Source organism: Haladaptatus litoreus, from assembly GCF_900156425.1.
GTDB classification, from domain to species: domain Archaea; phylum Halobacteriota; class Halobacteria; order Halobacteriales; family Haladaptataceae; genus Haladaptatus; species Haladaptatus litoreus.
The window spans coordinates 102,689-121,240 of sequence record NZ_FTNO01000006.1 but is presented as its reverse complement, the minus strand read 5'-3'; the positions used below and the strand labels follow the sequence as shown (position 1 = coordinate 121,240).

Below are 18,552 nucleotides of genomic sequence, written 5' to 3'. Positions count from 1 at the left end.
AGCTCTTTCAATCTCATCACACGGTGTCCGAAGTAATATTCGATCTGAATTTCCAGGACCATAGTGTTTATTGGGTGCCACTGAGGTGTATTCAACTATCAAGATGGCACAGACAGGATCTTTGTCAAATACTCTTGAAGATACGGTCATACTAAGCCGTGAGCTTCGAGAAGAAGGACAGATCGACGGTCAGGTAAAACTCTACAACGTTGACGACGACGATGAGTTCGAATCGGACGCTGAACTCTTCTTCGAGCGGACATTGATGACGCAGGGCCTTCGAGAGGCTTTCTCAATTCTCCGCGATTCCCTGACTGGTGATGACCCACGAGGGACACACATTCTCTACGGCCCATACGGCAGTGGGAAGTCCCACCAGATGGTAGCATTGTACCACTGTTTCGACGACCCCTCGGCAGCAGGTGCGTGGGCGAGTGATTCGGTCGAAGGGTTCGACGATGCGCTCCCGGAGTCGGCTACGTCGATTACGGTTGCCATACAGAACGAACAGTACGAGTACCTCTGGGAACCGTTCTTCGAGGCACTCGATTACGATCCTGGGACGTTTGAGTCGGGTGGATATCCCGATATGCAGACGATTCAGGAGGCTGTCGGCGACGAGACGGTTGCGTTCTTCGTGGACGAACTGGAAGACTGGTTCGATACACTACAAGGAGACCGCAAGAGTGCAAACAAAGCGTTCCTGCAGGCACTCCTCGAATCGACAGCACTCTCAGATCTCGAACTCTATACTATCGTCTCCGTACTCCGCGAAGGGTCGGAAGTCCACGATATTCTGAATCGAGAGCAGGCGGTTGAAGTCAATATGAATAATCAGGTGGACAAGCGCGAGGTTCTCCGCCACCGCCTGATTGACTCCGTGGACGAGAGTGCCGCCCGCGAAATCGTCAACGGATACTTCGACGCGTATGATCAGGCAGAGGGGCACGTCGATCTGCCCGACAATCTGCTGTCGGAGATGCACGACCTCTATCCGTTCCACCCCGTGCTCTTGGACGCGCTCGAAACGCGGTACTACGCTGACGAGGGCAACCAGAACACTCGGGGGATGATCTATCTCTTCTCGAAGGTTCTCCTGGAGATGCAGGACCAAACGGATTTGATCACCCACGGGGACATCGACACCATCGAGTTCGAGGACGAGTTGGCGAAGATCAACTACGAACGCCTGAATGCCGCAACTGGTGACATCAAAAATCGTGTTGACACAGATAATGTCCCTCACGGCCGGCGCATCCTGAATACCATTCTGCTGTACTCGCTGAAGCCCAGCGAAGGAGAAGGCGCAGAAGTCTCGGAAATCGTCATGGGTGCCTACCAAACTGGAGACTTAATCTCCGACGTGGTGCTCAACCTCGAACGTCTGCACGGCGTTGCGTGGCACCTCCACAAGCTGAACGGGAAGTACGCAATCCGCGACCGACAGAACCCGAACGCGCTTATCCGGAACGCGGCCGTTGACGTTTCCGAGACGTCGGCGAAGGCCGAGATCGCGGACTTCATCACCGACATCTTCGGTTCGAACGCGTATCCGGTCGGCTTCCGCACGAACGATATGCGGGACATCCCAGACGACCGTGAGGTGAAGGTCGTGGTAAAGGATGACCAGTGGACCCAGGAGGAGGTCAAACAGGTTATCACGAACGGCGGACGTGGACGAGAGTGGCGTAACACACTTGTATTCGTTCAGCCCTCGGGCGACAAGGCCATTGAATCAGGCACGCGGTACATCGACAAGGCACGGTACATCGAGGGTGCACGACAGGTACTTGCTGACGAATCCCTTGACGACGAGATTCGCACGTCGATCCGCGAGATGAAGGAACAGGAGGAGAACGAACTCCGCGAGGAACTTCAACTCCTGTACGGGGAAGTACTCGACGGCGACGATTTGCTCAACGAATTTGACCTCGCCGCTCCGATGGATCTCGATGTCTTCGTCCTTGACGAAGCAGAACTCGATGCGACGAACATCGCAGACTCGGCTGCGGCCGATCCGTTCGACCTCCAATCGCACGTCTGGAACATCACAGAAGATCTTCTAAAGCGACGGGGCGAAATTTCGGTCGAAGACATCTATGAACAGTTCCTCCGCGACCCGGAGCTCCCGATTCCCGGTAGCGCGAATGACGTGTTGAACGCGACTGTCGATGCGCTCTCAGACAAACCGGTACTCGCTCGTGATACCGGCGGGTTCCGCGACGATCTCTCCGGGAGCTCGCTAGACACCGTACTCGTCCAGCAGAAGGACGTGGACGTGTGGGGCGTCGATGACGTCGAACAGGAACTTCGTCAGCGCTTCGGGAGTGGCACAACCGCGCTAGACATTGGCGATTTCGAGATAGAACTCGTCGAAGACGGCGAGATCTGGATTGACGGCGACAGTCGAGACATTGTGATGCGTGCCATCGGTCGGCTGAACCGTGAGAACCCCTACGTTATCGTCCGCGGCAATGAAATTCTCGACAAGCCACAGTCCGATGCGACGCTCCGCGACGTTGGTGATGCGACGACCATCGGCGCGTCCTACCTCGTGGATCGTATCGAGGAGAAGATCAACGAAGACGGCTACGCGAACCTTGACACCATCATCGGTGAGATTCGTGCTGATGAATCAGTGTTCCTGCCTCCGGACGAGACTGAATCCGTCGTCCGCGAGGCGGTTAATGAGTTCCTCGTGGACGACTACGTGTTGGAGGCCGGTGGTCGCTACTTGGAGTCACTGGGCGACCGTGAGCCGACGACAGTCAAGATCGTCCCGACGGTATCCGACCGGATCGGTGACCAGATTCTGGAGTACATCGAAGGGCTGGAACCAGGCGACCAGTTCACCGTGAACAAGGTTACCAACCGGTTCGACAGCAGTGTCTCCGAGTACATGGTGCGGACGTTCCTGCTGGAGAGCATTGGCAAGGACGAGGATCCGAAGTACGTTGTCAATACGACTGGTTCAGAAAAAGCATCTGACTGGGTACCCGGCTACCCATTCCGGAAGGCCGACACCGATGTGGAGACGTGGCGATTCGAGTACAATGGCGACGATGTTGCCGCGATGCGAAGCAAGTGGCGGAACAACCACCAGACAGGAACCGTCGAGTACGGTGACGTCACGTTCATGCTTCCGGATAGGGACGGTGTTCCCAGTGCTCTTCAGGGAACCGCGGATGTCGATCGAACGCAGGTCAGCTTGACGCTGCGGTCCGAACAGGAGTACACGAAGGTGCAGGATCTGTTTGAGCGGATGCCCGACGAAGCATCGAGTCTAAAGGTCGAGATCAGCTTCCAGAAATAACTTCGTGGCGAATACAGCGATATTAAGCGAGAGTTAGAGTATCCAAACTTCTTCTGCTGCGATTTGTGCCAATCTCTCACTTCGCGCTTCAATCTCGGAGATACCCCATTGGTCTTGGTCTTCAAGCTCGTGGGTCATTTTGAAGTCGGTCGCGTTCTCCGTGTAGTACTCTTGCTTCTTCTTTAACGACCGGTTTGAGGCGCTAATGTTCGGATCATCTTCCAGAAGTGTGAGATTCCCTATTCGCTTTTTGAAGTCGTCGTGTTCGTCCTCAGTGATACCGAACGGCTCTAACCAAAGTTTGGTGAGATTTTTACCTGGACGCTCCGGAAGGATATGCTCAATATGGACTCGGTATCGACTTTCTACGACTTCTTTTCCACCATGACCGAAGTGGATTTCCTCTATCTTACTGAGGATATACTTGGTTCGGTCTGTCCGTGAGAAGTCTTCCTGTACAAAGTGCCGCCTGAACTGGTCGTCGTTCGGAAAGCGACCCTCTGATTCTAGATAATCCACAATATACTGTATTGGATTATCGGATTCGAACGCGTTCTGTGCCAAGTGATTGAATATGGTGTCGTGAGGGCCAGTATTACGATCACAGATCTGTCGTCGAATAAGGAGAGCATTCGATCTACGAATGATTTCCTTCAACAGATCCACGTCATCGGACTCTGAAAAGGCTCTCAGAAAGAGTGTAAACGGGGTAATCGAAACAATCTCTGCATCCCGGAGTAATCGATTGATCTCGGAGTTCTCACTATCACTGAACCGACTGATATCCTGTTGGAGGAGTCTGCGGAAAAGGGCGGACTTCTCACGGATGTCTTCCAACAATTCCTCGACATTCTCGGATTCGTCAATCGTATCAGTGAATGTTGGGTCGTACAGTTTGCTCTTCGTAATTTTTTGGTTGATTCCGAGAAGGTGTGAAGACATGAAATACTGCCTGAAAAACGTCTCTCCTGAGTCATGGATATCGGACAGGCTATCGATGTTTTGGATGATATCCCCCCAAAGATCTTCCACACGATTTTCGCTTGTGTCTCCGCGCTTGGAGGCCTTCATTAGGAGATAGTTCTTCATCAAATCGATTGGGGATAGTGAGAGACCGCGATTGTTCATCGTTTCGAACAGTTGATATGCTTCAGAATGTCCCTTCGCCGTGATTGAGACGTAAATCAGCTGATCAAGAATCCGATCGTGTAATTCTTTCACCTCACTTAAATTTCTACACTCTGTGTCAAGCCGTTCTTGGAAGAACTTGTACGCCAATTCTATCTTTTCATTTTCAACCTCGTTAACATACCCGTTGACAAGATTCTCGTAACTATCGTGATCGAGATTCCCGAGAGTTAACCGCATCCCCTGTTTCTCTCCATCCCGATTGACGATCCATAGTGCCTCTTCGATAGTCTCCACACGTTGGTTGGTATCGTCTTCATCGTAGAATTCTCGAAGGTGATCTCGTATTGCGCAGAGTAGTATCGAAACCGTCGTGATTCGCTGCTGTCCATCTACAATATCTATCTCGTTTGTTCCCTGCGCGACGTGAATATTCGACATGAAGACGATGGTACCGAAGAAGTGACCCCCCTCCGAACCAGTCTTATTTAAATCTCGCCAGAGATCCTCAAATTGTTCTTTCTCCCAGGAATATCTCCTCTGGTACGAGGGTATTTTCAGTCGCTCATTCTGACTGAATAGGTCGCCCATCTCTTTCGGGCGAATCTGCTCTGCTATCTGCATTCTATCTTGTCCTGCAAGTTCAATTGATATAAATGCTCAGGGACATTACGCTTAGCAGTACCATCAAAACTCTTTGACTCGGGGCAGAGTGCCTACACTTATAAGTCTCCTACGTAATCTATTTCACATACTGAATAATGTCTGAACAATCTGGATCTTCGAAGAAGCAGCAGCGAACGGAACTCCCCATCGAACGGGGGTTCCCCATCGAGCGCGTGAATGAGATCGCCGAGAAGGAAGGCCGAGCGAAGATGTACTATCGTCCCATCTACACGATGCACAAATGGTGGGCGCGACGACTGGGTTGCGTCTTCCGCGCCATTTCTCTCTACACGCTGTTGGACGATCCGGAGAAGGTCTCGGTGTTCGAACCGGGCCACGAGGGGAGTACACTCGCGGCTTACGGTGACGACGCCGATGGCGAGTCCGACCTCGATGTTGCCGCACTGCTTGAACGCGTGGACATGACCGACCCAGAGAGCCTCTGGGACCTCTATCCGAAGGATGTCCGCGTCGAGGACAAGAAGGTGCTCGATCCGTTCATGGGCGGTGGTACGTCGCTCGTCGAGGCGTCACGCTTCGGCGCGGAGGTCGTCGGTAACGACCTGAACCCTGTCGCGTGGTTCGTCACGAAGAAGGAACTCGAAGCAGGTCAAACCGATGTCGAAGAGCTTGAGGAGGCTTTCAAGCAGGTGAAAGGGGATGTCGCCGACGAAATCACGCAGTATTACAAAACGCCCTGTCCGAACGGCGACCACGACGCCGACGTGATGTACAACTTTTGGGTGAAGGAATTGGATTGCGTCTCCTGCGGACACACAGTCCCGCTCTTCAAGGACTACCGGGTGGCGAAGGGACGCTACGAAAACGACGACAAGTACAACGTCCTCTGCCCGGACTGTGGCGCGGTTACGCTGGTTGATGACTGGCAGTCCGAAAGCGTCTGTAATGACTGCGGGTACGGCTTCGTCCCGAAGGAGGGGAACGTCTCACGTGGCGGTAAGTATAATTGCCCTGACTGCGGGCAGAAGTACAAGATTACAGACGCAATTCAGGAGCAAGGAGGATACGATGTTCGTCTTTACGCTCTTGAATATTATTGTGCGGAATGCGACCATACTGGCGAAGATAAATCCTTGTATAAAGGATATAAGCGGGCTGAAGAAGCAGACACTGACTTATTTGAGCAGGCAAAGCACGAGCTCGCTACAAATGATGAATTAGATGAATACATTCCATCTGAGCCGATCCGTGCCGGTTGGAAAACTGCTTCGACAAATTTTGAAGGATCTGCTCCTGGTGGTGGTAACGTTAGTCTCCATGCTCTTGAAGATTGGAGGGATATGTTCAATGAGCGTCAGCTACTCTGTCTTTCAAAACTCCTTCGCGCGATCTCTGGTATAGAGGATAAAAACGTACGCGAGTTCCTAATCTTGGCGTTTTCGGATAGTCTGCGAACAAACACTTTGATGGCGTCATACCAATTCTCTGCAAATAAATCTAATCACATATTCAAATCTAACTCGTTTGACCCACCTCAGCAACCAACCGAGGGTAACGTCTGGGGAACTGAATACGGGATGGGTACATTCGAAAGTGTGTGGGATATGGTGATTGATGGCGTGAAATACGCTAATTCACCAACCGAGCGGTACGTCTCAGACAGCGAGACGGTGAAATCAGAAGGATTTGCCCAAAGTGTTGGAGATAATTCGAAAGTACTCCAGGGAGATATGCGGGAGATCGACTCGGTAAACGAGTTTGATGCAGTGATTACTGACCCCCCGTATTATCACAACGTGATGTACTCTGAGCTGTCTGATTTCTTCTATGTATGGTTAAAGCAGGCACTTGACTACCCCTGGTTTGAGGGAGATGCTACTCCCCGGGCTAAGAGTATTGTCTCTAATCCGGCTGAAGGAAAGGGGGAATCGGAATTTGAGGAAGAGCTCAAAGAATCCTTCACTACGATTAAAACCGCGCTAAAGGAGGATGGAGTTCTTTCCTTCACGTATCACCACAGTGGTTCTGAGTCGTGGGGTGAGTTACTTGAATCGCTATGTGAAGTTGGATTTGAAGTCACAGCGACTTATCCCGTTACCGCTGATCTTCAGAAACTCACTACTGGAGAAGCAGTTTCTTTCGATATTATTGTCGTAGCACGCCCGACCGATAATCGCACTTCGACATCGTGGAACTCGCTCCGCCGCGACATCTACCGAACCGCCCGTCGCACCCGCAAACAACTCGAAGAGAACCGCGACCTCTCTCGCGGCGATATCGGCGTGATGGAGATGGGCGCGTGTTTCCGTGAATACTCCAAGCACCACGGGAAGGTTCAACGTGACGGCGAGATCATGAACGCCAAACAGGTCGTCCAGGAGATCTACGGCATCATCCAGGAAGCCAGCGACATCGGCGTCGAGGACGTGTTTATCGACCTGCTCGACACGTCGAATCCCTCGTTCGACGACGTGAACAAGCTCTGCCGGGGAACGAATGCCAAGCCTGAAGAACTCAAGGAGATGTGCCTCTACAACCAAGACGACGGCTTCGAACTGGGAACCTGGGACAACGAGAAGCGACAAGCGTACATTCAGGAGCGCGTCAACGGCGACGGCGGTGACCATCTTTCGAACCTTGACAAGCTACAGTTCCTGCGGTACCGCTACGAGAAGGGTCAAGCCGTTCAGAACTACGTCGAGAAGTGGGACGTCGATGACGATCTACGGGAACTCGCTGGACGACTGGCAGACGTAAGTGGTGACGACACGTACACGCGTGTGCTCGGAGATCGAGATATCACAAGCTACTGAGGGCCGAACAGTAGGTGAGGAATCCGAGCCGGATTTGGCAAGTCCGGTCTCGAACGCAACATCGTAGAGAAGATATCGACTTGCTTCACGACGACTGACTTACCGTATCCCTTTTTGACCCCCCGGAGTTGTTATTTAGATAATGGCAGGACCCGGACAGATACCTGGACGATACAATCTAGTTATTGACGGTGCGTACGAGACATTCGAACACCAAATACCCGTGAAGGAGTTCATCCAGCGTCTCGAAGAGGACGACGTGCCCGACAAGGTGAGCGTTGTTGGACTTGCAAAGGCATTTGAGGACAATAATCTGGCGACTAAACTCGCCCGTGAGATGGATCGACGCGCAAACGATTTAGAGTACCAGAGCCCCACTATACAGTTCGTTGTCGAGGGTTCGTTCCACCGAAGCGGGAAAACATACGACCTTCGGAATAACGACGAACTTTATTCCCTCCAGCAGGTCTTCGGCCCACAACTTGAACGGAAAGAGGATGGTGAGTGGCTTGTTGCACCGTTCTGAGCCACTATAGCAGCTTCAATGGGCCTTCTTTCTCCACTTTTCCAGATCCGTCTAGAAAGTACAAATCGATCCATTCCTGTCCCTGTTCACGACAGAACACTGGGATACACGTTGTTGTGTGCACGTAGCGCTGCTCACAACGCGTTTCGATCTGCTCCCGCGTCCAGTCGCCGTCTTGCTCTAGGTCGTACCGGTTACGAACCTCCCAGGAGTGCTCATCGGCAGCTGCCTTGAGAACCCGTAGTGAGAAGTCCCGAACGTCCCTGAACGTGAACGGACCACTCATCGATTTGGCTTCACTCAGGTTCGCTTCCTCAACGCCGTCGAGGCATAGTCGATTCTCCGCGACGGCGCGAAAGGCTTCGAGTTGTGCGGATTTCTCGACGAGTACGTCGTGCAGATAATCATGTACGACAGCATCGTATCTTTTCAGTGAGAACCGCTGTTCCGGCGAAACGATCCGCAGTTCTGCTCCCGTCTGGGCCACTCTCCGACGCTTCGGTTCAAGCAGTGGACACAAGAACGCGAGCCGGTCGGAGTGGAGGAGATATGCATAACTGAACAGCCGGGATCGGGAAGGCGACTCCTTCACAGGATCGTGTCCCTCCGCGTAGTACTTCGAGTCCAACACGGCAAGTGTTTCGTCACCCTCTTGCAGCGCGTGATCGGGCTCGTGGTAAATCTGGTTCTCTCCCTCAAACGGATTAACCGATGGGGAGCGAACAGGAGTCACGTCAGCAAGGTCGTCGAGATAGTCGTAGGACTTGATGTACGAGAGCTCGCGCTCGATGACGACCTGCGAGTACTGTTCGAACAGCGACTCCATGTTCAGGACGTAGTCCACGACCAGCTCTCTCGGTCCGTCACGGAGCTGTTGGCCGAGTGATGATGACATCACCGCCTTTGCGACATCGAACGCTTTGCGGTAGTACCGACGCTGTTTCGGCAGATCACTGAGCGAGATACGTCGATACTCGTCCATTCGATCCAGTCCGCTCCCGACGCCCATACTCTCCAACCGCTCCACCTCGCGGTGAACCTCAGAGAAAATACGGTCGTACGCGGGGTGATCGTTCTCATCGGAGTTCTGTCGGAAGAGTCGAAGCAGGGTTTTTCCCGCGTAGTGGAGCAGCGAGTTCGCGGCGTTGTTGTACTCCGTCTCGTTGCGAATCCAGTGTGGCTCCAGCGTCCCTCGGGCGTGGTTCAGGAGCGTCTGTTCGACGTCTATCTCACCCCGGCCGTCGAGGCTGTCGAGACGCCGAATAACCAAATCGCGGATGTATCCCTGTCGATGGATCGTCTCTAGTCCGTCGAGATAGTTGATCGCCAGCACCACAAACACATCGTCGAGGTGGATGTCGTCGGAGAGGAAGTCCTGCAGTGGAATGCCGTGGTACTTGATAGATCGATTCTGGTCGTAGACGGCCAGTAGCATGTCGAAGATGTACTCCCAGTCGATTTTCGGATCGACCTGCACTTTCGATGATGGCGTAAGGCTCACGACGCCGATGATGTCCGTCGCCTCGACATGGAGCGTCTCATTCTCGTCGCCGTCTACGGTAACCGTGACGACCTCGTACTCCCGATCGGAGTCGAATGATGCCTGACTCTTGGTGAACACGCCGGGACTCTTCTGTGTGAACGAGGCACGACGAAGTTGGTTCCCAATGGACGACGGACAGCCCTCTATTCGGATCTCGCCCCGTTCGGGGACGTTGAACGTGTCTTGCCCGTACTCGTAGACTTCGTCAACAGTACTCATTACTCGTAAGAGCCCATCTGTCGCCGTTCTTGTTCGAGTTCTCGTTCAGCGAGTTCGGCGGCAGGAGTGAGGTCGAACTCCTCGAACTCACCGTTCAGCGCCCGGTAGTGTTCGGCGATTCGTTCGATTTGTGGGAACGCCGCAGAGTTCAATAATCGCGGGACAATGTACGTGCGGAACGCTTGTCCGACTGCGTCCGTCTGGTCGTATTCGTACTCACCGCCTTCCCGACAGCCGACGCCAAGGAAGACGGCGATGTCGCGGTAGTGCATCGGACCAAACCGCATAATCGCTCCCTGCGACGTCGATTCATGACCGTGATTGATTCCTTCGTAGTCGCGTTCAAAGAGTCGGAGAATTTCACTCTCTCCGAGATCCGTCTGCCCAGTGACGTGAGTGGTGATCCAGTCTTTGAATAACTGACGACGTTTGTCTTCCTCGTACTCGTCGAGTTCAATCATTGCAAATCGACGGGTGATCGCGTTGTCAAGTTCGTTCACCGTCCGGTCGGACATATTCATCGTACAGATGATATTTACCCGTTCGTCCAACTCGATGGTATCACCCTCGTCAGTCTCGAAGATCGTTTGGTGGGGATTTTCGATAGCTGTATACAGCGGGCCGAAGATTTTCGAGATGTCTGCCCTTGTGATTTCGTCTAGAATGACGCCGTACTCGACATCGAATCGCCGGGCGCGTTGGACGGCTTCGGAGACACAACCGAGTTTGGTTCGATAGCTCAGTGAGTCGCCGGTATAATCGGGGCTGATTCCCCCAATGATGTCCGATGGCGTCCACGAAGGCGTGGCTGTATTGAGAGCATAGCCAATGCCCGTCTCTCGTGCCAGTTGCTTTGCAAAGGTTGTCTTTCCTGTTCCAGTGGGGCCGTAGAGGACGACTGGCTTGCCCGCTTCGAGTGCGACTTTCGCGTTTCGCTCGACATCGTTGGGGACAAGTATCTCTTCAGGAGTTTCATCACCACGCAGACTCACAACACGTTTGAGCCGATCAGATGCGAGTGACGATTCAAGAACAGCACGCCGAACCTGCCCAAGCCCTCGTTTGCCGTCGTGGATGACGTCAAGTTTCTCGTCCTCAACAAGGTATTCTAGGACTCGCTCGTCCGCAGCGTTGTGTATGGCATCGACGACGTCGTCTGTTACACGACGTAGGATTCCAATTTCGTTTTCTGCATCCTCTATTGTGTAGCCATCGTCAGACGAATTATTCATTGTCGAATACAGGAGCACCACAGTATATAAAATCCATTCAAATCTGTGGACATACGGTTTCGGAGAGGGTTCGCTCAGCGATGAGGAATATGGAGTACGAGGACGAGAGCAACAGTTACCGCTCTTTATACTCCTCGACTAAGCTAAACAATTCCTCAACATCAATTGCTAACTGGCTTACTTTCTCACTCAGATCTTGCAGAGTAGTCGGAAGAGAGAGTGTTGCTTTGTGTGAATGGACAAATCGCTCACCTTCAGACGTCAAGCTATACCGTTCAATGAGTTCCCCATCGAGAGTTGCCTGATCACTTGATATTCGAGTTATGAAGCCGGAACCGCTCCGACCCATCTTAGTGTCTATTCGCTGTTGAACCTCGCTGTTAGCATTTGCTCCAACTGGATTGCGTATTTCATCAATTCGTGCTGCACCCTCTGTCATCAAATACACTAGAATGCGTTGAGATAGTTCGTCAATCTCGTATGTTTCATTGTCATCTTCTCTATCATAGATTATGACTGCCATAGTGGGTTCCACCAAACAATCCCTGATAAAAGTATTTGATTTATTATTTTACCATGTCAAGACAGAGAGTACCTGACTCACGTACGAGGGCATTCGAGTAATATCGATATACTGATGGAAAGTATGGGTCAAAGACATTAATCATGGACGAAATGAATACGGAAGATGGAGACCGAATTTCTGTGGGGACGGAAGTCATTGACCGAGCTAAAGATGGTCAAGCCCCTGCAGTGGTCATTCGCCAACCAGATGCAGTTTGTGAGGAGTGGGACGTTCCAGGAACTGGCAAAACGGTCGCCGATTTCAATCCAGAATATGAACCCGATGCGGTGGTCTCAATTGTTGCATTCAAAGGCCAGTTAGAAGAGAAGGTTCCAGACTGGGATAGTCGACCGGCTGATGAACTGTGGGGCGTCGCTAAGAATGCCGGAGTCAGACGATACGCATATCCAGAGCCACGGTTGTGCCGTCGTAGCGGGGGACTTCCTGAGACCATCCAGACCTACCATCAACTCATTTGCTACCAGCACGCGAGGCTCATCCAGCTCGCGACGGGAATTGATGATAATTCTTTCCTCTGGTCGAAGTACGAGGAGCTTCGAGACGGTGAAATCCGTATGTCGTCGATTACGAAGGAGGATAAGTACCAGCTACAGGAAGACTACGGGACGTGCATCTACTGTGGTGAAGAAGGCAAGACGACATTTGACCACGTCATTCCACTGAGCAATGGAGGTGCTGATACGATTAGTAATCAGGTTCCTGCCTGCAAGTCCTGCAATTCATCGAAGGGGAGCAAGGACGTAATCGAGTGGCACCAAGAGTTGGATGAGCCAGTTTCTCGCGTCGTCTGGGGGAAATACATCAAGCAGTACAAGAGCATTCTTGCAGACGAAGGGCGATTAAAGGACGAACTTACGCCAGAAGATCGGGACAAGTGGGACGGGGTGAAAATCAAGCGGAACGTTCTTGAGCGAATCAAAGAACGTTCACGGTGAGTAAGTTAGAGAAAAGGAATCATCGTTGCGCTGTTTAGTTTAGAAGTTCTCGCCCAATATCGTCGGCTGCCAGCACCTCGGCGACGGAACAGTCTGAACGGATCAGCTTCGAGGGCATCGAACGGTGGCGCTAGAGTCGCCAACTGATTGTGGCCACAATCAGCGGTGGCTTGATCGGATATAGCTTGTCAGGAGACAGCTCGGCGACCGAGTGTAAATATGAGCATTGCCTCCAGTATTTTGCCGATCGCAGAAATGCCAATTCCAAGCACTTCACTCCCTCCAGAGACAGTATAGCTCCCGTTGGAGAACGTAAACAACCGACGGAAGCTGAACAGTAATACATCATCCACGATATCTAACCGGAACAATCCTTGCCAGCTGAACACAATGGTTTCTGTCGGCGTCTGAATCCCACTATAGAACAACACAATAGCTGCAACTGCCCACATCAAAACAACCATCTTCAGCACATGGCCAGGACTCTCACCGTACCACATTCCCCATTTCAACAGCGAGTTCCGAATCGACGCGGTCGAGAGAACACGTCGCTTCCGCTCGGTCTCTCGCTCCCGAACGTTATACTTCCGCGCCTTCCCCCCATACGGACCGTCTCTGTACGCCGATTTGAGGTTGCCATAGACTTCTGTTGCTTCATCAAGGGCTTCTAGTTGACGTGGTAACGACTTATCGCAACTATCAGTACTCGTATTAGATACTTTCTTGCGACTCCTATGTCTGTTCCAAACCCGAAACGGGGTTCCAGCTATATGATTTATTCGTGCTGGCCACTTCGGAATAGACTCAAATGGCGATTCAGGCGGTGTCTCGGTTATTGGCTCAGTTTCTCGGCCGAACCCCCTGTCCGAAACGCTCGGGATGTCAAATTTTTGGTGTAGGCAGTCAGGTTCAGCGAGTTTATCCGCTTCATATTCAGAGAGTAGTCGACTCCCGAACTCTGTTTCGTCATCTAAATTTGCTCCTGAGAAACGACTGTCACTCAGGTTAGCATCGGTGAAATCGCAATTAATTATCCGGCAGTCACTAAAGTCACTCTCCGAGAGGTCCGCGGCAGTGAAGAATGAGTCCCGAATCGTCCCCCCACCGAATATCGACAAGTCGAGATTGCTCTGATGCAGGCGTGACTTTCGGATAGACGCCTCGGTGAAGTCAATATTTGTTCCATCGATTCCCCACAGTTCCGTATCTACGATTGACGCCCGATGGAAGGTAGTTCCGTCTAAGTTTGTCAGTTGGAACTCCGTTTGATTACAAGTGGAGCCATCGAATCGCGCCTTACGAAGGGCTGGCTTGTTTCCAGAGTCTGGGCTCTCCTGAAACGTGGCTGATTTGAGATCCGTGTGGGCGAAATCTGCTCCGACGAGATTTGCTCCATCGAATGAAACGCCCCGGAGGTTTGATTCAGCGAAATCTGCCCGCGGAATCGACATATCGGCAAAATCGAGGTCGGTTCCGTCATCGATTTGATGGAGTTTGATTCCGGTAATGATCCCATCGACATCATCTAGCATGGACTTAATCTTTGAGTTCGACTTGTTTGACTCGTCGGAATGCAGAAAACAGTAGTTATTATCATGACCGATCCACACTTCCCGGTTGCATGACTGTGGAGGGACTGCGCTCTTTGCGCGGTCTGGTTCGCGGCTTCCATCATGCGTGCAACGTGGAGTGTAGGTCACTACTGACTCAGTTGAATGCAATTATTGTATGACCAATAAATGGTGCTACTTGAATCCCTTATTGAGTATATAAGTTTAAAATGATAGGAGTTCATTGCGTCCACATGGTATTTAAAATCGAGCCCGAAGAACCCGAAGAACCCGAGGAAGACAGGCCGGACGATTTCTATACGGAATCGTTTGAGAGTGAAGCCGCTTTCCATGACTACCTAGATCGATTTTACGACTATTACCCAAAGAACGACCTGCAAATAATCCCCGGAATCACGACGTACTCAAGAGACGAACTGACAGCCAATCTAGCAGAGTATGGATCCAGCTGGCGCGAAGTGGATGATTATAATGCCGTAGTCCGGCTGATTACTGATGGACGCACCGAAGAGGGGGCCTATCTCACACTCAACGGGGACAATGGATTGTTCACGATGTATACTGACGACCGCAAGAAAGGCTTTGTCGAAGACCATCTCATTCCCGACTTGGAAAAAACCCCGAACACGTACCCGTTACAAATCTCCTCATACCAAATCACCTCTCTTACCTCTAATATTATGTCTAAGCATGAGTCTGCGTACTCAAACGAGGTTATTCTCAAGCGGAAGCGAGGAGCGAGTAGCGAGGAGGTTCCCGACCGATTTGACACAGATGCTAAGCGGACTATCAACTATTATTCAAATGACGCCGCGAACATGCTCGACTATTTTCGGGAGACGTTTGACGTCCATCCAACCTCAATTCGAATTGTCGTTCCACATCGAATCGGATTTAAGATCGATAAGGCTGGAGTCCTGAAACTCGAGAGCGGGTCGGTCTCTGACCTTCTCAGAGAGATGGTAACGCCGCTGATTGACCGGATGATTGATGGAAAGAACGCATACGAAAGCGCGGATGTAGGTCGAGTCAGATTAGGCGAGAGAGAAGTGTCACAGTCCAGTCCAGCACTGATAACTCCCGTTGACGGCGAGAAGTTCGAACGAGAGGATATCAATGCGGCGTTTGATCTACTCCCGAGCCACAACTACATTCCAGTCGACCCCTACATTGAGTCTGATCCACTCTATTTCACATCAAATTTCTATGATGTAACACGGCGGTCTTACTTTGACCTCCGGGGGGACGCGTCGGCCCTTCGACTGTATCCCCGTGACGGAAGTGAAGACATGAGCGCATTTTTTGGTGTCCTAGATGTAATCCAGCAGGCAACAAGTATGGACGCGAAAGGTACTGAGAATCCGTTGGAGGTGACTACTGAATGACGACGATGAATGGCCAGGCACGAGGTTGGATAAAAAGTAAAGAGACGTTTGAGACAGATACCAACGAGGCAGATGCCGATAGGTTCGAAGATCTGGTTGACATACGAACCGACAATGAGGAGTTCACTGAACAACTCCTTAAACAGTATACGGATGAGCGAGACGCACACGAACGCCGGTTCATCCTTCGGTCTACGCTCATCACTGCGTTTGCACACGGAGGTGCATTCTTCAGTACGGACTGGACCATTGAGGGTCAGTTTGTGTTCCGTGAGATGGAATTTGGCCCTGCAGACCTCCTCGTTGCAGAAAGTCAAAACCACGGAAGCATCGCAATTTTGGCCGTTGCGATGACCTCTGAAGAGGAGAACGTTTTCGATCGAGTACAACGGCTCTGTGAATATGTCTCCGACAACATCTCCAGTATCGAGGGTGACTTAGATACGGTTCTTGCTGATGACGATGTGGCGGGTACGATTGCCCTCTATGGTGTCGACCGTGAGCGCGTCAGCAATGCTGTTGACGATGCAGGGGGTGACGATTGGTCTCCGGTGTCTGTTTGGGAACTGCAAAGTGGAGATGACAGCGGCGATAGCGAGCGGCTGACTCTGGCGACATGGGATGATACTGACCACCCGCTGAATTTCGTTCCCGGAGGCGGACTCGGCACAAAACTGGAGAACAAGGGTCTTCCTCTAATTGACACGAAGCATATTCAGATCGATCAATTCTCTGATTCCCATCACGAGAAATTGTTCAAGAATCTGTATGTTTGGCTATTTCACCAGCATGCGGGTCGTGACAAGACAAACTCATACTTTAGCGAAGAGGACCTCATAAAGTTTCTTACCGAGTCTGCAGACCAACCAACAAGACAGGAAGCAAAGCCTCGCGCTCAGGATCTTATTGAATGGTGGTATGAGCTAGATATGGTGAAACCAGCCCCGAACCCGGATAATTATGATGAAGAGGAAACGGTACACTCGATTGTTGGCCGGATGCGAATGAGCGACATCATTGATAAGAAAGTCGAAGAGTATCGGGCGGCCGTAATAGAAGCGTTGATTAAGAAGGATCTTCGGGAAGATTTTCCTACAGAAGGAATGGAGGAGGCGGATAACTAACTGTGCAGTGGTAGAATGCCACGGGGGAGTAGTGCTAAGTTCTCCTCTGAGTTGATATAGTTGACCTGGAGAGACATCTTCGTGAGTTGCCCAAATCGTAACCAACGTGCACCATCATGTGGATAACTTTACTTTTCTATTTTCCCCTCTGCGTGTTTATTCCTTTGAGGTAGTGTGGCCCAGTACTTTCCTGTCATTTTCACCCGACCACGGGTTACGTCCTTCGGCTGTCCGACGTTCCAATAAGAAACTCCATAATTATTCTTAATTATCTAAATTCAGCAGGGTAGAGGTTTTGTAATATATCATTGTATTACCCGTATGATTGATGTGTGAGTAGCCGTAAGAAAGCACTAGAATCGCAGCCTATCGCCGCGAAGTGGCAGCGGTAGGACATGAGCTTCCAAGCTTAAAGCGTGGGTCAAATCAGGAATCAATGTTCTTTCTTTCGAGGATCGTCAATAAACTCGTAGACGCCCCCACCAATATTTCTGACCAATCCAGCAGCTTCGAGCATCCCCAAACGCGTAGATATATGCTGCCGAGAGTATCCAAGCTCGTCGCCGAGATTTTTTGGCGTGTTTCGTCCCCATGGTTGATTGTCGGCTCGCCCTTTTTGGAGTGCGTCCAAGATCTCTCCATCGACACCGTCGAGTTTGAGGCTCACTAATTTTGACATCGGTTTAACCGTTACTTTACGCTTGTCTTTGCTATCGTAAATTTCTTACTTAAAGACCGTCCAATAGACCATACATTAGACCATACATTCGTAATCTATTAGTGGCTGGACAATAGACTAGTGAGAAAGGAGTGCGGAATTTCGGTGTAAAACCGGACGGCGCTGCAACGCCGCCCGCGCTTCTGGTTGCCAGAAGCATGACTAGCAATACCCTTTCCGTAGAAAAACGCATCGACCACCAACCACACTGTATCGGAGGACTCCACTAATGGCGTCCTTCGACGAGAAAACCAACGGCGGATTCCTCTCACTTGAGGCCCAATTCGGCACAAAAACCTTCCACCCAGTCAAACGCCTCGAACCCACTCCTGAAACCACCACGCAAGACCCCGACCAACCCACGCCCACTACCGACGAGCCAATCACCCGCGCGTACCTCGTCGAACTCCGCGTGGGCTTTCAAACCCGCACCAAGACCACCGGACAAGCGCCCTTCCTGTATTGCATCTACGCCACGCCGGACTGCCAACGGTTCTTCGAACGCCGCTGCCCGATCGACTACAACAAACAAAGCTTCCAGATTCCCGAGGACACCGAGACCTATCGCTCGGTCGCGACCACCAAAACGGGCAATCCGAACCTCCCTTCGACACCACCAGGCGAAACCCACGCAGAAACCCGCAGGCACTACCAACGCATCCTCAAATGCTGTTATGACATCGACGCCACCACCCACACCACTCCAACTGAGGTGCGCGCGTAGATGCTCCCCACCGAACGCCCTTCCCGAAGAGCGCTAGCTGTCGGCACACAACCCCACGACGAGTACCAGTCTGTGAGGCAGGACGAATTCTTATCAGAATTAGCACTT

The 18,552-nt window shown here is 51.6% G+C and carries 13 protein-coding genes; 7 read left to right on the top strand and 6 right to left on the bottom strand.

Annotated features, from left to right (window positions below; genetic code table 11):
- The first annotated feature begins 103 nt into the window (after positions 1-103).
- Positions 104-3,313, top strand: coding sequence for a DUF499 domain-containing protein (locus tag BW974_RS20500; RefSeq protein ID WP_076432494.1), 3,210 nt, complete (start codon positions 104-106; stop codon positions 3,311-3,313).
- A 33-nt stretch (positions 3,314-3,346) separates the two neighbouring features.
- Here the strand turns inward: BW974_RS20500 and BW974_RS20495 are convergent, their stop codons facing one another.
- Positions 3,347-5,065 carry a DUF262 domain-containing protein gene (locus BW974_RS20495; protein WP_076432492.1) on the bottom strand — a complete coding sequence of 573 codons (1,719 nt, stop codon included), beginning with the start codon at positions 5,063-5,065 and terminating at the stop codon, positions 3,347-3,349.
- 137 nt (positions 5,066-5,202) lie between these two features.
- Between BW974_RS20495 and BW974_RS20490 the strand changes: the two genes are divergently transcribed.
- Positions 5,203-7,881: a DUF1156 domain-containing protein gene (locus BW974_RS20490; RefSeq protein WP_076432490.1), complete on the top strand. Its 2,679-nt coding sequence runs from the start codon at positions 5,203-5,205 to the stop codon at positions 7,879-7,881.
- 142 nt (positions 7,882-8,023) lie between these two features.
- Positions 8,024-8,407 (top strand): DUF8076 family protein, encoded by a 384-nt coding sequence (locus tag BW974_RS20485; protein WP_076432488.1) that lies wholly within the window; start codon positions 8,024-8,026, stop codon positions 8,405-8,407.
- A gap of 4 nt (positions 8,408-8,411) precedes the next feature.
- Here BW974_RS20485 and BW974_RS20480 read toward each other — a convergent pair whose 3' ends face one another.
- The 3 genes from BW974_RS20480 to BW974_RS20470 form a co-directional block, all read right to left on the bottom strand.
- Positions 8,412-10,169 (bottom strand): 5-methylcytosine restriction system specificity protein McrC, encoded by a 1,758-nt coding sequence (locus tag BW974_RS20480; protein WP_076432486.1) that lies wholly within the window; start codon positions 10,167-10,169, stop codon positions 8,412-8,414.
- Positions 10,169-11,401 (bottom strand): AAA family ATPase, encoded by a 1,233-nt coding sequence (locus BW974_RS20475; protein ID WP_076432484.1) that lies wholly within the window; start codon positions 11,399-11,401, stop codon positions 10,169-10,171. The genes BW974_RS20480 and BW974_RS20475 overlap by 1 nt, the downstream gene beginning before the upstream one ends.
- A 115-nt stretch (positions 11,402-11,516) precedes the next feature.
- A complete protein-coding gene (locus BW974_RS20470) occupies positions 11,517-11,924 on the bottom strand; it encodes a hypothetical protein (protein WP_076432482.1) in 408 nt (135 codons plus the stop codon).
- A 143-nt stretch (positions 11,925-12,067) separates the two neighbouring features.
- Between BW974_RS20470 and BW974_RS26260 the strand changes: the two genes are divergently transcribed.
- Entirely contained in the window at positions 12,068-12,922 is an 855-nt protein-coding gene (locus tag BW974_RS26260) for an HNH endonuclease (RefSeq protein ID WP_217694375.1), read from the top strand.
- 188 nt (positions 12,923-13,110) lie between these two features.
- Here BW974_RS26260 and BW974_RS20460 read toward each other — a convergent pair whose 3' ends face one another.
- On the bottom strand, positions 13,111-14,454 hold the full coding sequence (locus tag BW974_RS20460; RefSeq protein ID WP_076432480.1) for a pentapeptide repeat-containing protein: 1,344 nt from the start codon (positions 14,452-14,454) through the stop codon (positions 13,111-13,113).
- Between the two features lie 272 nt (positions 14,455-14,726).
- Between BW974_RS20460 and BW974_RS20455 the strand changes: the two genes are divergently transcribed.
- Together BW974_RS20455 and BW974_RS20450 are read left to right on the top strand one after the other, a co-directional pair.
- The gene (locus BW974_RS20455; protein ID WP_076432478.1) at positions 14,727-15,878 is read left to right on the top strand and encodes a hypothetical protein; all 1,152 of its coding nucleotides are present in this window, start codon (positions 14,727-14,729) and stop codon (positions 15,876-15,878) included.
- Positions 15,875-17,002, top strand: coding sequence for a hypothetical protein (locus BW974_RS20450; RefSeq protein ID WP_076432476.1), 1,128 nt, complete (start codon positions 15,875-15,877; stop codon positions 17,000-17,002). Before BW974_RS20455 ends, BW974_RS20450 begins: the two co-directional genes overlap by 4 nt.
- 433 nt (positions 17,003-17,435) lie before the next feature.
- Here BW974_RS20450 and BW974_RS24965 read toward each other — a convergent pair whose 3' ends face one another.
- Positions 17,436-17,669, bottom strand: a complete 234-nt coding sequence (locus BW974_RS24965; RefSeq protein WP_217694374.1) for a winged helix-turn-helix transcriptional regulator — start codon at positions 17,667-17,669, stop codon at positions 17,436-17,438.
- Positions 17,670-17,949: 280 nt separating this feature from the next.
- Between BW974_RS24965 and BW974_RS20440 the strand changes: the two genes are divergently transcribed.
- On the top strand, positions 17,950-18,444 hold the full coding sequence (locus tag BW974_RS20440; protein ID WP_076432472.1) for a hypothetical protein: 495 nt from the start codon (positions 17,950-17,952) through the stop codon (positions 18,442-18,444).
- Positions 18,445-18,552 lie beyond the last annotated feature (108 nt).

Excerpts from the sequence above, each read along its gene's own strand:
- BW974_RS20460 (WP_076432480.1), bottom strand. The coding sequence starts at position 14,454 with ATGCTAGATGATGTCGATGGGATCATTACCGGAATCAAACTCCATCAA.
- BW974_RS20455 (WP_076432478.1), top strand. The coding sequence starts at position 14,727 with ATGGTATTTAAAATCGAGCCCGAAGAACCCGAAGAACCCGAGGAAGAC.
- BW974_RS20470 (WP_076432482.1), bottom strand. The coding sequence starts at position 11,924 with ATGGCAGTCATAATCTATGATAGAGAAGATGACAATGAAACATACGAG.
- BW974_RS20480 (WP_076432486.1), bottom strand. The coding sequence starts at position 10,169 with ATGAGTACTGTTGACGAAGTCTACGAGTACGGGCAAGACACGTTCAAC.
- BW974_RS20500 (WP_076432494.1), top strand. The coding sequence starts at position 104 with ATGGCACAGACAGGATCTTTGTCAAATACTCTTGAAGATACGGTCATA.
- BW974_RS20495 (WP_076432492.1), bottom strand. The coding sequence starts at position 5,065 with ATGCAGATAGCAGAGCAGATTCGCCCGAAAGAGATGGGCGACCTATTC.
- BW974_RS20490 (WP_076432490.1), top strand. The coding sequence starts at position 5,203 with ATGTCTGAACAATCTGGATCTTCGAAGAAGCAGCAGCGAACGGAACTC.
- BW974_RS20440 (WP_076432472.1), top strand. The coding sequence starts at position 17,950 with ATGGCGTCCTTCGACGAGAAAACCAACGGCGGATTCCTCTCACTTGAG.
- BW974_RS20450 (WP_076432476.1), top strand. The coding sequence starts at position 15,875 with ATGACGACGATGAATGGCCAGGCACGAGGTTGGATAAAAAGTAAAGAG.
- BW974_RS20475 (WP_076432484.1), bottom strand. The coding sequence starts at position 11,401 with ATGAATAATTCGTCTGACGATGGCTACACAATAGAGGATGCAGAAAAC.
- BW974_RS20485 (WP_076432488.1), top strand. The coding sequence starts at position 8,024 with ATGGCAGGACCCGGACAGATACCTGGACGATACAATCTAGTTATTGAC.
- BW974_RS26260 (WP_217694375.1), top strand. The coding sequence starts at position 12,068 with ATGGACGAAATGAATACGGAAGATGGAGACCGAATTTCTGTGGGGACG.